12 protein-coding genes are annotated in these 14,271 nt (G+C 58.3%); 4 read left to right on the top strand and 8 right to left on the bottom strand.

The window, feature by feature from the left end; translation table 11 throughout:
* Window positions 1-40: 40 nt before the first annotated feature.
* Complete coding sequence (locus tag ACO0LO_RS05190) at window positions 41-667, bottom strand: L,D-transpeptidase family protein (protein WP_422963137.1); 627 nt, start codon at window positions 665-667, stop codon at window positions 41-43.
* A gap of 241 nt (window positions 668-908) precedes the next feature.
* On the opposite strand from ACO0LO_RS05190, the gene ACO0LO_RS05185 reads away from it, so the two are divergent.
* Window positions 909-1,796: an N-acetylmuramic acid 6-phosphate etherase gene (locus tag ACO0LO_RS05185; protein ID WP_422963136.1), complete on the top strand. Its 888-nt coding sequence runs from the start codon at window positions 909-911 to the stop codon at window positions 1,794-1,796.
* Window positions 1,797-2,170: 374 nt separating this feature from the next.
* Entirely contained in the window at window positions 2,171-3,082 is a 912-nt protein-coding gene (locus ACO0LO_RS05180; RefSeq protein WP_422963135.1) for a LysR family transcriptional regulator, read from the top strand.
* A 162-nt stretch (window positions 3,083-3,244) separates the two neighbouring features.
* Here the strand turns inward: ACO0LO_RS05180 and ACO0LO_RS05175 are convergent, their stop codons facing one another.
* From ACO0LO_RS05175 to ACO0LO_RS05160, 4 genes are all read right to left on the bottom strand, one after another.
* Window positions 3,245-4,630, bottom strand: a complete 1,386-nt coding sequence (locus tag ACO0LO_RS05175; RefSeq protein ID WP_422963134.1) for a serine hydrolase domain-containing protein — start codon at window positions 4,628-4,630, stop codon at window positions 3,245-3,247.
* Between the two features lie 32 nt (window positions 4,631-4,662).
* Window positions 4,663-5,283, bottom strand: a complete 621-nt coding sequence (locus ACO0LO_RS05170) for a M15 family metallopeptidase (protein ID WP_422963133.1) — start codon at window positions 5,281-5,283, stop codon at window positions 4,663-4,665.
* A 166-nt stretch (window positions 5,284-5,449) separates the two neighbouring features.
* Complete coding sequence (locus ACO0LO_RS05165; RefSeq protein WP_422963132.1) at window positions 5,450-6,064, bottom strand: M15 family metallopeptidase; 615 nt, start codon at window positions 6,062-6,064, stop codon at window positions 5,450-5,452.
* A gap of 217 nt (window positions 6,065-6,281) precedes the next feature.
* Window positions 6,282-8,102, bottom strand: coding sequence for an ABC transporter substrate-binding protein (locus tag ACO0LO_RS05160; protein ID WP_422963131.1), 1,821 nt, complete (start codon window positions 8,100-8,102; stop codon window positions 6,282-6,284).
* Window positions 8,103-8,374: 272 nt separating this feature from the next.
* Between ACO0LO_RS05160 and ACO0LO_RS05155 the strand changes: the two genes are divergently transcribed.
* Window positions 8,375-9,301, top strand: a complete 927-nt coding sequence (locus tag ACO0LO_RS05155; protein ID WP_422963130.1) for a DMT family transporter — start codon at window positions 8,375-8,377, stop codon at window positions 9,299-9,301.
* 56 nt (window positions 9,302-9,357) lie between these two features.
* Here ACO0LO_RS05155 and ACO0LO_RS05150 read toward each other — a convergent pair whose 3' ends face one another.
* Window positions 9,358-10,827, bottom strand: a complete 1,470-nt coding sequence (locus tag ACO0LO_RS05150) for an FAD-binding oxidoreductase (RefSeq protein WP_422963129.1) — start codon at window positions 10,825-10,827, stop codon at window positions 9,358-9,360.
* Window positions 10,828-10,830: 3 nt separating this feature from the next.
* The gene (locus tag ACO0LO_RS05145; RefSeq protein WP_422963128.1) at window positions 10,831-11,844 is read right to left on the bottom strand and encodes a DUF1338 domain-containing protein; all 1,014 of its coding nucleotides are present in this window, start codon (window positions 11,842-11,844) and stop codon (window positions 10,831-10,833) included.
* A 138-nt stretch (window positions 11,845-11,982) separates the two neighbouring features.
* Between ACO0LO_RS05145 and ACO0LO_RS05140 the strand changes: the two genes are divergently transcribed.
* Window positions 11,983-12,921 (top strand): LysR substrate-binding domain-containing protein, encoded by a 939-nt coding sequence (locus tag ACO0LO_RS05140; RefSeq protein WP_422963127.1) that lies wholly within the window; start codon window positions 11,983-11,985, stop codon window positions 12,919-12,921.
* Here ACO0LO_RS05140 and ACO0LO_RS05135 read toward each other — a convergent pair.
* The gene (locus ACO0LO_RS05135; RefSeq protein WP_422963126.1) at window positions 12,918-14,252 is read right to left on the bottom strand and encodes an MFS transporter; all 1,335 of its coding nucleotides are present in this window, start codon (window positions 14,250-14,252) and stop codon (window positions 12,918-12,920) included. The two genes, ACO0LO_RS05140 and ACO0LO_RS05135, sit on opposite strands and share 4 nt — an antisense overlap.
* Window positions 14,253-14,271: the final 19 nt, after the last annotated feature.

Below are 14,271 nucleotides of genomic sequence, written 5' to 3'. Positions count from 1 at the left end.
TGGGTCATGCCATTTTAGCATCATGGCGGTAGTATCGCCATCAGCCTTTCGGCGCACCTGCAGCCTGTGCGCTGATGGCCTGCTCCAGCGTCTGGTCGGTAACCTGTACCTGTGCGCCGACGCCAATGCGATCAAACAGTTCACTGACATCGGCGGAGCGCATGCGTATGCAGCCGTAGCTGGCGGGATTTCCCAGCAGGCTTTCCTGCGGGGTGCCGTGGATATAGATGAAGCGCTCATAGGCATGGCGGTTTTGCTCTTCCAGCCCACGCAGCCAAAGTATGCGGGTGACGACAGGGTCGCGGCCGGGGGCATCGGGCGCTACTACCTCGCCCGTCGGCTTGCGGTCCTTGAAGACGGTGCCTATTGCAGAGCCAGCGCCGATCTTTTCGGCAATCTCCATCGTGCCGCCGGGAGTCTGGTAGCTGTCGGGAATGTCGCCTATGCCTTTTTTGGCAGTAGAGATCGTATAAGAAGCCACCGGCACGCCTTTTTCCAGCAAGACCATTTTCTGCTCGGGCACCGAGACTATCAGTTTGTGGCGGGTGTCCGGTGTGCTGCATGCGGCCAGTGACAATGCCAGTGACAATGCCAGCGCCAGCCTGCCCGCGGCTAGCCTGAAAACCATCGTGAATACCTGTATTCTTGCTGCGGTAGCTGGCGCCATCTGCATTCTCCCTGTGATTGAATGGCCTCCAGCGTAGTCATTGCGCCTGTTTATGACAAATACCTCTTCGCCAATGTTGCATTACCTGGGGTTATGGGGTGCCGCCCAGCTTTCATTTGCGGCGATATGGTCTAGGCTGTACATTGGTCCGACCCTATCAACAGGAAGATGGACAGGCGCCGCAGCCTGAGCGTCGCGGTACCGAAGCCGTCTTCCCGCATTGCAGCCGGAGAATAGTTCCATGTTAAATACAGAGCGCCCCAGCAGCCGCCATACCGACCTGGACCAGTACAGCGTGGAGCAGCTGGTCGATGCCTTCGTCAGCGATCAACTGTTTGCGGTAGAGGCAGTGCGCGCCGCCAGTGCGCAGATTGCAGCTGCCGTTACCGCAGCAGTACCGCGCATCCGCGAAGGCGGCCGCCTGCTGTATGTGGGCGCCGGCACGTCCGGCAGGCTGGGTGTGCTGGACAGCGTGGAGCTGCCCCCGACTTTTTCCTGGCCCAAGGAACGCGCAGTTGCGATGCTGGCTGGCGGCCAGTCTGCGATGTTTGAAGCAGTGGAAGGCGCGGAGGACGACGTGGTGCTGGGACGCGACGATATCCTGCGCGCAAACACCGGGCCGCTGGACGTGGTGCTGCTGCTGGCTGCTTCCGGCGCCACACCCTATGTGCTGGGGGCCTTGTATGCAGCAAAAGCCGCCGGAGCGCTGACGATAGGCTTTGCCAATAATCCCGATGCGCCGGTTGCCACGGCAGCCGATATCGGCGTCACTCTCGACACCGGCGAAGAAGTCATATCAGGCAGCACGCGCCTGAAGGCAGGAACCTCGCAAAAAATCGCGCTGAATACCTTTTCCAGCAGCCTGATGGTGAAGCTGAACAAAGTCTACGGCAACCTGATGGTGGATCTGAAGCCAACCAATGCCAAGCTGCTCAAGCGCAGCGTCGCGTTGACGATGCATGCCACCGGCGTGGATGAGCAGCACGCCGAACAGGTGCTGGCAACCTGCGGGCACCATGTCAAGGTGGCGATCGTTGCTATCAAAAGGCAAGTCGACACTGATGAGGCCCAGGTGCTACTCGAAACAGCCGACGGCAACGTACACCTGGCGCTGCAAGAGCCGGCTTGAGAGCTTACCCACACAATGTGTTAACAAGACTGTGGATAAGTCGCGCAGGCAAGCGCCAGGTATTTGATTTATATCGTTTTTCCTCATTTGCTTAAATTTTAGTCAATGCCTGTTTCGGGGCACTGCAATCATTTTCGATGCGGAGTTGCATTGCTTTATTTGCTGTCCATGCGATTTACCCACATTTAATGTTAACAAAATTGTGGATAACCTGGTTCAGGGTCAGGCAGGTGCTTGATTTGTAAGGAATTTTCTTATTTGATTAAAATTTGAGCAAGCGCAATAAATTCCTCTTAAGCTTTTCCGTCCCGGCGCGGTAGAATTAAAGCTTACGCCGGTCACGCCGGCCAGCTTTTTGAATCATAGGTAAGTCCATGCGATTGCGTCATATAGAAGTCTTCCACGCCATCATGCAGGCAGGCACCATCAGCGGCGCCGCCCAATTGCTGAGCATCTCCCAGCCCGCCGCCACCAAGGTCTTGCAGCATTGCGAAATGCAGCTGGGCCTGACGCTGTTTGAGCGCATCAAGGGCAAGCTGCACCCCACGCCCGAAGCCCGCAAGCTGTTTACTGAAGTGGACAGGTTGAACCGCGACCTGCAATCGGTGCGCCGTCTGGCCAACAACCTGAAGAACCATCCGGACGAAGCCGTGCGCCTGGCCTCCACGCCCACGCTATCGATTACCGTCGTACCGTCGGCGCTGGCAGCATGGCGCAGCAAGTTCGCCAACGTGCACTGCAACCTGGCGACCCACCACACCAGCGACATCGTCAATGCGCTGTTGCTGGGAGACGTGGATTTTGCGCTGTCGCTGTATGATCCGCTACACCCGAACATCGCGTCGGAATCACTGGTGCAAGGCGGAATGACGACCATCGCCCCGCTGGGCACCTGGTCTTCCAAGCTGGATAATACGCCGTTGCCTGTCGCTGACCTGCCGAAAAACCTGATCGCGCTGGACCTGGACGACCACCTGGTCAGCCGCGTCATGGATGCCTGTGAAGAACAGGGCCTGAGCTTTACTTCGCACACAGTCGTGCAAACCTATCTGCTCGCCCGCACCCTTGTGGAGCACGGCGCCGGCGCCGCGGTCATCGACCCCTTCACCGCAGCGACGGCCGACCACGGCAAGGTGCAGTGCCGGCCGCTGGTGCCCGTAGTACCTGTGAACCTGTATCTGCTGACGGTAAAGGCGACACCACTGTCGCGTTCCGCGCGGGCGTTTGTGCAGTGTATCCGGGAGTCGGCGGCGGAGTGTATTGCAAGAACTACGGCGGCATCATAGGCACGCCGCTGACGCCTTTTTGCCGCTTAGTCAGTTAGCCTGGCCAATATGATGGCTGACCGTGTATGGTCCAGGCCAATTTTTAATTTTTGTATGCTGAAATTGCCGGCCGGAGCTAGCCTGGCCAGCAATCGATAAAAAGACAGAACTCAAACAAGCAGGCTAAGGACCAACTATCGCCCCGCGATAAAGCACATCCAGTATCTGCTCTTCCCAGATATTCAAACTCGAATATTCACCGCGATTCTTGTCAGGATCAGCCCCCACGCCGCCGATGATATAGATCATCCCATTGCGCGCGACGGGATCGAAAATGAATCCCGAATTCAAGCCCCAGGCAAATCCCAGATGGCCATACCCCTTGAAGCCGCCGCCAGCGACGACTCGGTCGCCGGCATGCGCGGCACTGGTATCGCTGAAATGTTGGGCGCCGAGCCCCCAGGCCTGGAATAGGCCCTGGTAGTTGTCGCCGTTTTTGGCGGCAGCATCGTAATGCCACTGTTCACTCAGCATGGCGTTGACGCTGGTGGCGCTGAGTATCCTGGCGCCGTCCAGTTCGCCGCCGCTCATCAGCATCAGCATGATGCGGGACAGGCCGGCGGCGCTGATGCGCAAGCCGCCTTGCGGGCTGAACAGCGTGGCATTGCTGCCGGGGATGTAGCTGTCCAGCCCTTTGCGCGGCGCCGGCAGCTTGCCCTGGTAGTCGTCAGTCTGCACAACCCAGGGGCCCGCAGTGTTCCATACTTCGTCGCTGCCTTGCTTGCGGTAAAGCACCGCCAGGTTGTTGATGTCGTCCTGCGTCAACTCTTCCGCATTGTAGCCGCCGCGGATGTGCAGCGGCGCCAGCACGGCTTGCTGCATATAGCGGTCGAAGCGCTGGCCGCTGACAGCCTCGATCACGGAGCCGATGACGCCCCAGTTAAAATTGCAGTATTCAAAATATTTTCCGGGAGCGCGATTGCTTCCTGCAATGGGTGCCGCCCATTGCAGGCCCTTGCCATAATTTTTTCCGGCAGGCAGCAGCACGCTGCCCAGCGTGACATCCACCGGAAAGCTGTAGCCGCCCTCATCGCGCAGCGAGGACGTATGGCTCAACAGCATGCGGGTTGTGATCGCCGTATCAGGAAAATACGGATTGCGCACGTTAAAGCCGAGGTAGCGGCTGATATCGGCATCCAGGTCCAGCTTACCCTGTTCCACCAGGTGCAACGCGGCGATAGCGGCGACCAGCTTGGAAACCGATGCAACGCGGTACAGCGTCTGGCTGCCAGCAGCTTCTCCCTTGCTGCCGCCGGAAACATCAATGCGGCGCTCGCCGAACGAATGCAGATAGGTGACCTTGCCATCCCTGATCGCCAGCACCGACAAACTGGCCAGCGGCCGGAGCGGATTGGAGACGATGCTTTGCAATTGCTGGTCGAGTGGAGGCATAGGCTTGGTTTCCTGCGCATGGGCCGGTGTCGCTAGGGCAATGGCGGCAATGACAGCAATGACTGCGGCGACAAGCTGCGCGCCGGCTGCGGGTACTGCATGAAATACCTTGCTCATCAACATGCCTCCGTCCTTTTTTGTTTATAACATTATTCTATGCGGGTATAGGTTTGGCGTATCACCTCGGTATTGCCGAAATCAAAATGCCACCATTCCGTGCTGATGCCGCGAAAGCCGCTGCCCAGCATGGCCATGCGCAACATCAGCCGGTTGTTGATCTGCACCTCGCTCAAAACGCCCTTGGCGAAGTAGGCATCTTCCAGCGCAGGATGGGACAGGTCGTTCATGTCGTCGTAGGCGGTGCCCATGTCCAGTAGCTGCCCCTGGCTGTCCACAAGGCTGACATCGACTGCCATGCCGAAAGAATGGATGGAGCCGCGCGCGGGGTCGGCTAGGTATTTGCGCAGGCTGGTGCTTTCCAGTTCTTCCCACAGCATGTTCTGCACGCGGTGCGGGCGCAATGCATCCAGCACAATAAGCTTGTAGCCTGGACGGTTTTTGGCCAGCCATTTGACGGCAGTGTCCAGCCCCTTGGCGGCGTCTGCGTGCAGGTAGCGGCAATTCAGGTTGCCGTACAGGTTGCGGCCGGCGAAATTATTACTGCTGGCGTAGCGCAAATCGATGGCGATGCCGTTGATGCTGTCCAGCGAGCGGAACTCGGAATGGTCGGCAATAAATTCGCAGCGTACGCGGTTCTTTTCAGTCATCATTTGCGTCAATACTTAGGGATCAAATCAGTACAGCAGACTAAGGCTGAACCCGTTTTGCGACAAATGAATGCTTGTGGTGACGGTATAACCACAGGGTATGGAGAAACAACGGGAGGTGGAGCGAGGCTTAGGCAGGCCGGCCCTTGTGCAAGGGCCTGCTCCGCCGTCAATCGATACGCAGATAGGTCTGGCGCACCACACTGGGATCGCCAAAATTGAAATGCCACCATTCGCTGTTGATGCCGCGAAAGCCGTTGGCAAACATCGCCTGGCGCAGCATATCGCGGTTGCCGGCCTGCTGCCGGCTAAGGCTGCCATCCGCCAGGAACCTGGCTTCCAGTGTGGGATGGGATTTCTCCACCATTTCATCATAGGCGGTACCCATATCGACTTCCCTGCCCTGCGGATCGAGCAGCGTTACATCCACCGCCATGCCGAAAGAGTGGATGGAGCCGCGCGCGGGATCGGCAACATACATGCGCAAAGGCGTGCCTTCCAGGTGCTCCCACAGCATTTCCTGGATGCGGTGCGGACGCAAGGCGTCCAGCACCAGTATCCGGTAGCCCGGATGTTGCCGGGCCAGCCACGCGGCGGCATTCTGCAGTCCTGTTGCAGCCTGATGGTGCAGCCAGCTGCAGTCGAGGTCGCCGTACAGGTCGCGTCCGACAAAATTATTTATACCGATGTAACGCAGCTCAACCACGATGCCGTCTATGGATTCCAGGCGTCGGAAATCAGGATGATCCTTGATCAATTCACACAGCATTAATTGCGTCTCCATGCCTACTGGTAGAGGATTGCCGCGCTACTTCATTACCGGGCAGTTTCTATATTACGAAATTGCAAAAACCATGCCATTTCCGCAAAAAAAATACTGCCGGTAGCGCGAGACAATCTGTATATTCGATCAGGATATTGGTTTGACAAGTCAAACAACAAATGAAACTTTACCGGTTATGTATAACCTGAGGGTATAGCCATCGATACGGCCCTGCAAGCTATCTGGCGGCCGCCCTGGCGGTTTCATCAACGTCCAGGTAGCGCCATGTGGTGAAATCGACAGGATGGCGTTTATAGTTCTTCAGCCACGGTTGCCGCAGGTCAGCAGACAAGGGGTGGATACGCACGATCCACGGCGTGTAGGCGTGCATCAGCTGCGCCATGTCGTGATACAGCCGCTGCCGCTGCGGCGAATCGCTGAGCGCCCGCGATTGCTCATACAGCTGGTTGAACGCCGGCAAGTTGAAGCGGGAATAGTTGGCCCTGCCGCTGTTGGGGCCATACAGCAGTTGATAGAAATTTTCACCGTCCGGAAAATCCGCAATCCAGTTGGCTTCCGTCATCTGCACCTTGCCCAGCCGGGCTGCTTTCAGGATTTCGGAATTCTTGTCGCTCTTGAAGCTGATCCTGATGCCGATGGAGTCCAGGTTCTTGCGCCAGGTTTCGTCGCGCAGGCGGCCCTTGGTGGATGCCAGGCTGTGCATGACCAGGCTCAAAGGCTGGCCATCCGGCATGCTGCGATAGCCATCCGCGCCGCGCTTGTAGCCGAACTTGTCCAGCAAGGCATTGGCCAGCCGCGGATCGTAAGACAGCGGGCTGCGGTACGCCGGGTCATAACCCAGCACATTGGGCGGCAGTGGGGTCTGCGCAGCAATGGCGAGGCCACGCTCCATCAGGCTGATGTCTTCCCGGCTGTTGTAGCTGAGCGCAATCGCCCGGCGCAACGCTACCTTGTCCTGCGTGTAGCCGCCGATGACCGGGTCATCCATGTTCATCCACACGTAATAAGTCTGCAGAGTGGAAAACAGGTCAAGCTGCACCCCCCTTTTAACCAGCTCCGGCTTCAGCTGGATATCCGCGCCCGGCACCAGCACCATCTCGGCCAGCGGCGGCGGCACCTGTTCCAGGTAGTCGAACTCCTTGTTCAGGAAACCCAGCACCTGCGACTGCGCTTCTTCCATGATGCGGATTTCCACCCTGTCCACGCGTGGCAGCCGCTTGCCCTGCAACGCAGCAGCAAGCTGCCGGTCGCGCGCATCCTTGCCCGCAGTGGAAGAAAAAACCACGCTGCGGTAGCTTGGATTGGCCAGCAGCTCGATCTGATAGCTACGCTGCCACTTGCCCATCATGAATGGGCCGGTGCCTACGGGATGGCTGCCGACCTGGTCGGCATAGGCCTCAGCCACTTCGCGCGCCACCGCGCCCGTGGCCGGCGTTGCCAGCTGAAACAGGAAATTGGTGTCCGGCGCCTTCAGGCGTATGCGCAAAGTGTAACGGTCCACCACCTGCAAACCTTCAACCGCTGTATTGATGTCGAAACCTGCGGACTTGAGCTTCTCGTCGCCGAGAATTTTGCCGTCAAACATGAACAGCCATGGCGACTTCAATGCGGGGTCATACAAGCGCTTGATGCTGTACAGGTAGTCTTGCGCCGTCAGTTCGCGCTGCTTTCCCTTGAAGGCAGGGTCAGGCGTGAAGAAGATGCCGGGCTGAACATGCATTGTGTAGGTCTTGCCGCTGTCGGCAATGTCGGGCATTGCCGACAGCGTGTTGGGCAGCAGCCTGACCGGGCGCGCCAGGTAATCGTAGCGCAGCATGGGATCAAAGATGTTTTCATTGATGCTCAGCGAAGCCAGATCGGATGCTGCGCCGGGATCAAGCGCAGCCTCCTGCGTGGTCAGCATCACATGCAGGGTTTTTAGTGCTCCGGCTTTCTGTGCGCCGTCGGCGGCCCTGGTTTGCTGCTGCGTGCCCAAACCCATACCCAGCAGGCACAGGCTTAAACACCATGGAAGAAAGCTGGTACGCTTAAAAATCATAAATATCCGGTAACGAACACCGCACGGGCCTGAAAAGGCGCTTGCGCAGGCAAGAGTATTGTTTTATTGCGCAGCATAGCATCTGCGGCGTCTAGTGTAGTAGTGCGATGGCACTGCATCCAATAGCAAAGCGGTGCAGGCTTATAACTTTTGGACATACCTGTTCCCAGCCGGGGTAATATCGGGCCGGTTTTTACCTGCCCTTCCCCGAAACCGCGTTCAGCCCGTATACTTGCACCATATTTATATTTTACAAAGCATAGTCAATGACCATGAGCCGCCCCGTAGCCTTTGGCTGCCTCGCCCTGAGCATGTCCCTTGTGGGCAGCTATGTTGCGCTGTCCAAGCCGCTGACAGCGGCGCTGCCGGTTTTCCTGCTGGGCTGGCTGCGCTTTGGCATCGCAGGCATTGCCATGCTGCCCTGGCTGAAAAAACCGGCCGACGAAGCGCCGATGAACAGGCAAACCCGCTGGCTGGTGTTCCTGGAATCCTTTGTCGGCAACTTCATGTTTTCGATTTGCATGCTGTTCGGCGTCAGCATGACGAGTGCGGTATCGGCCGGCGTCATCATGGCGGCAATACCTGCGGCGGTAGCCGTGCTGAGCTGGATCTTCCTGCGCGAGCAGATTCCTTTACGGGTCTGGGGCGCAGTGGCTTGCGCCATGGGCGGCATAGGGCTACTTGCCTGGTCCAACTCCGGCGCTACACACGCAGCGCAAAGCAGCGCGGGCAACCATGCCTGGCTGGGCAACCTGCTGGTATTCTGTGCGGTACTGTGCGAAGCCGCGTATGCAGTCATCGGCAAAAAGCTGAGCGGCGTGCTGAGTCCGCGCCGCATCAGTTCGCTGATCAACCTGTGGGGTTTCCTGTTGATGACGCCCATGGGTATTTACTGGGCGCTGAAATTTGATTTTGCTTCGGTGCACGGTGGCTCCTGGCTGTTGCTGATTTTTTATTCGCTGGCGGCCAGTGTCTGGACCGTGTGGCTGTGGATGACAGGACTAAAAGGCGTGCCGGCCAACCTTGCCGGTATTTTCACCGTCATGCTGCCGGTCTCTGCGACGCTGGTAGGCGTGCTGGTTCTGGGAGAAAAGCTGTCCAGCATGCAACTGGTGGCGTTTGCCATTGCCACGCTTGGCGTACTGCTGGCTACACTGCCCAGCAGGAATGCCCTGAAACGACGCTACACGGATGCCTGAACAATAAGTAAGCAGATGGCTGAAGACTGGAAATAAACACTTGCCAATCCGCCTGATCAGGCCGGTTTTTCCCCAAACCAGGTGACGCCCAGCAAACCCAGCGGATCCATCAGCCTTTGCAGCTCGCCGGCCAGCTGCTGCGAAGCCGTTCCTGTATAACGGTGGTAGTAAGGCTGGTTGTAAGGACCTACGCCATGTTCCGCGCTAAAACTGCCATGGTATTTATGCACGACGAGGTCGTAGATTGCATCCCGCACCCGGCTGACCATAGCTGCATCGTACTCCTGGCCTGCATCTGCGGGCCACACCATATTGAAATGTACGCCGCCATCGGCCCAGTGGCCAAAGTCCATGACCTTCAGCCAGGAATAGCTGCTGCGAACCAGGTCCAACGCCTCCGCGCGGAACGGTGCCAGCACAGAACGCGGCATGGAGATATCGAAGGCGATGACCTTGCCCTCCTGCCGCACTGCTTCGCTGATCGCATGGCGTATGCGCCACAAATCCTGGCCCCGGCCAATGACAGCATTTTCCACCACATCGCCGAACAATCTCTCCAGGCTGGCAGAAAGCGCCTGCTCCAGCGACAGGCCCAGGGATTCCGGCGCCGCCGCACTGCTCAGTTCTATCAGCACGCAATATTCAGGCACTGCCTCAGGCGCAAACGGATTGCCTATCGCCGGGATATGGCGCACAACCGCATCCAGTGCGGCGCCGGAAATGCCTTCAAATGCGGCCAGGAATTCGGGAAAATCCTGTTCCAGCGCCTGCAATAATGGCAATACCGCGGCCTGGTCGCGCGGCACCACCAGCGCTGTTGCTGTCTGGCGCGGCACGCGATGTACCTGCAGCACCGCCTGTGTGACGACGCCGTAAGCGCCGCTACTGCCGACAAACAGCTGCTTCAAGTCAGGGCCGGTATTGTTTTTCCTGAGGGCATGCCGCAAGTCCAGCAGTTCGCCCGGCGGGTCCATCAGCACTGCCTGCAAACCCAGCAGGTTATGCCGCACATCGCCGTATTTGATCAGCCGCGCGCCGCCGGTATTGGCGGCAACCATGCCGCCTATGCTGGGATTCGCGCCCAGGTCTATTGGAAAGAATAGACCGTGCGGCTCCAATGCATCGTTGAGCTCTTGCAGCGTCACGCCGGCATCCACGGCAACGGAACGGTTGACGGCATCGACAACGATGTTTTTTCTCAGCCGCTCCAGGCTCAGCACCAGCAGCCGCCCACTGGCGTCCGGCGTACTGGCTGCAACCAAGCCTGTATTGGCGCCCTGTAGCACCAGCGGCAGCTTGTGGCGCGCGCAATATTTGAGGATGGCAGCAACTTGCTCCGCATCCGTCGGCCTCAGCACCGCCAGCGCACGTCCGGCGCCATAGCGCGCACCGGTCGCATAGTGCGAGCATTCTTCCCTGTCTGCCAGCAAGCCGCGCTCATCGACTAGTGCTCCCAGTGCGGCAAGATGCCTGCCCTCTTTCTCTGCCGGCTCAACGCTGGCGGTTATCAGTGTGCTGTCGCGCATGATTCAGGAATTCGCCGTCATTTTAAAGATGCCCTGTGCGTTGCCGGTGTCGAAGTTCAGATCCAGCTGCTCATTGCCTGCATCATCGGTAAAACGGTCGCGCGAGATGAATTCATAGAAGGAGCCGGGAACGGTACGCTCCACCATACCGCCCTTTACCGCAAACTGCCTTTGCACACTGTCGGCCCTGAATGCCGTTTGCCTGACGCGGCCACTGCCGGAAATCTCTACCGACGGCTTGATAGGACGGCCCATTTCCCTTTGCTGATCCGCTGTAGCATGCACATCGGGCACGCGGTCGGTGGCATGGTTGAAGGCGTTGCCTTCGGTGGCGATCCAGGCCATTTCGGCCGATTCGGCCAGCAGTATCTCGTAATCGGCCAGGCTGGGTGCGGCGTGCTGGCGTTCGAAGCAGCTCAGCAGTACCGGCAGCAGTGCGGCGGCCTGCTGCATATCCAGGCTGCCGTCGCGTTCCAGTTCGTTCAGCAGCGTCGAGGCCGCCGGCGTCAGCGGGTCTACCGAGTTACCCAATACGCGCGTTACCGCTTCCTGGAAGCCGCGGCTGAAACGTTCCGGATGCAATTCGCTGACAAAGAATTGCGAAATATTTTCTGCATCGTCGGCATGCGCATACGAACGGCCGGTCATTTTCAGCTTATCCAGCGGATAGTGGCCGTTCAGCCGGTAGCCCAACGGCTTCAATATGCGGGTCAATGCTGTCTCTCCCGGTGGCAGCGCGCCGATGCCAAACCAGCGCACTGTGCGCAAGGCGCCATGATCCAGAAAAACCTTGCCGCTGCGTGCCACCACATCTTGCGTATATGCCTTGCCGGTAGGAACACGCTGCAAAATGCCGTCGAACAGCAGCATGTTCAGCACCTGCGCCAGTTCCGAACGGGATACCCGCCCCTCTTCCCACATCCTGAATTTGGCCGATATATGCAGTAAACTCACTAATTCGGCGGTCTTGCCGCTGCCGACCTGGCTATTCATCAGTGTATGTAGGTTGGAATTCATGATTTTCTGGCTTTCCTGCTATGAAAATGGGGATGTACTATGGCTGAAGATTATTGTGGAGCATGCCCTTTTTATCTGCAAACGATATAAACTCATCACTTAGTGAGTTTTATGCACCAAATATCGACCACCTGATCCATGCGTAAAAAAATCCCCAGCCTGAATGCGCTGACCATATTCGAGGCGGCTGCCCGCCAGCAAAGTTTTACCCGCGCGGCAGATGAACTGGCATTGACGCAGAGCGCAGTGTGCCGGCAGATTGCCGGCCTGGAACAGTACCTGGGCCTGCCGTTGTTTGCCCGCATCAAAAAACGTGTCATCCTGACGCCGGCCGGACGCCAGTACGCGGAACGCATACGCGTGCACATTGACAGGATAGAAAGGGATACGCTGGAACTGATGGCGCAGCAGGACGGCGGTGGCGTGCTGGAACTGGCCGTGGTGCCGACCTTTGCCACGCAATGGCTGATTCCGCGGCTGGCGGAATTCAGCAGGCTCAGGCCGGACATCACGCTCAATCTGCTCACCAGGACCGATGCCTTCCTGTTTTCGGAATCCAGCTTCCATGCCGCCATCCACTTTGGCAGCGCGGCATGGCCGGGAACACAGGGGCATTTCCTGCTGAGTGAAGGCGATACGATTCCCGTATGCAGCCCTGCGCTGATGGCACAAATCAGCAAAGCAGGCCGGAGCAGTAAGAATGGCCCCGGCATCCGGGACATTGCCAATCTCCCTCTACTGCATCTGACAACCCGGCTCAATGACTGGCGTACCTGGTTTGAGTTGCATGAGTATCGCAACGACGTGCCTGCAGTCAAGGGCGCACGCTATGAGCTGTTTACGATGCTGGTCAGCGCGGCGCTGGCCGGATTGGGCGTGGCGTTGATCCCGCGGTTCATGGTGCAGGCAGAACTTGATGCAGGCATTCTGGTTACGCCCGTGGAGCTCAGTTTGCCCGGCAGCGCGGGCTACCACCTTGTCTATCCGGAAGAACACGCCAGCTTTGCGCCTCTCGCTGCCTTCAGGGAATGGCTGCTTTCTGTGGCGGCAGCCTCGCGGAATGAGACTGAGCGCTAGGGCGATTTGGTTTTTTTCACGCCCGCCAGCAGCGAAAGACCGCTCAGCACCAGCAAACCCGTCAGCAGGTACAGCGCACCATCCATGCTGCCGGTATGCGTCTTGATCTGGCCTATGACCCAGGGGCTGACGATCCCGCTGGTAATGCCGACACTGCTGATCAGCGCAATGCCGCCGGCAGCCGCATTGCCGGACAGATAGCTGGGCGGCACGGCCCAGAAAATGGGCAAGGCGGAAAAAATCAGTATGGTGGCAATCGACAAAAGCAGCAGCATCGCAAACAGGCTGGGCAGATGCAGTGTCAACAGCAGCATCGCCACGGCGCCGCCTATTGTACAGAACGCAAAGTGGCGGCGCCTTTCGGCCCGGCGATCCGAGCGGCGTGCGATCAGGATCACGCCCAGCGCGCCTGCCGCATTGGGTATCGCGGAATACAGGCTGATCTCGACGACGTCCTTGACGCCGAAATCCTTGATCATCAGCGGCATCCAGAAACTCAGGGTCAGCGATGCGCAGGTCAGCGCGAAATAAATAAAGGCAAACAGGTAGACTTTGGGATTACGCAACGCCGCCGCGAAGGAGTGATCGGATTGTGCGGTCTCACCGCGGCTTTCCGCGCCGAGCCTGGCGTGCAGCTGGGCTTTTTCGTCGCTGCTGAGCCAGGCCGCCTCGGTCGGTTTATTGTCCAGGTAAAAATGGGCGATCACCGCCAGCACAATCGCAGGTGCGCCTTCAATGGCAAACATCCACTGCCAGCCGTACATCCCGCCGATGCCGGCCATGTCGCGCATGATCCAGCCGGACACCAGGCCACCCAGCACGCCGGCAATGGCGACGCCGGCAAAAAAGATGGACATGACTGCCGCGCGCCGGCTAGCCGGATACCAGTAAGTCAGATATAGCACGATGCCGGGAAAGAAGCCTGCTTCGAATACGCCCAGCATGAAACGCAAGGCATAAAACTGCAACGGCGACGATACCAGCATCATGCCTACCGACGCGATGCCCCACAGCGACATGATGCGTACAAAGGTCTTGCGCGCGCCGAACCGGGCCAGCAACAGGTTGCTGGGTACTTCGCAGACGACATAGCCTATATAGAATACGGCCGCGCCGAAGCCGTACATCGCATCGCTGAAACCCAGGTCATGCTTCATCTGCAGCTGGGCAAAGCCGATATTGATGCGGTCCAGAAAGGACACGACGTAACAGAGGAATAAAAAAGGAATAATCCGCCAGGATATCTTGCGGAACAACTGGTCGCCGGCGGCCGCCAGCGGAAAATGGCCGACCTGATCAGGTATGGGCTGTGCAACGGATGTGCTGCTCATGATAGTCTCACTCCAGATG

Origin of the sequence: Undibacterium sp. TJN25 (assembly GCF_049339885.1) — a bacterium.
In the GTDB taxonomy this organism is placed as follows: domain Bacteria; phylum Pseudomonadota; class Gammaproteobacteria; order Burkholderiales; family Burkholderiaceae_D; genus Undibacterium.
Note: the sequence above shows the minus strand (reverse complement) of the source record. Positions and strands in the feature narration are given on the sequence as shown.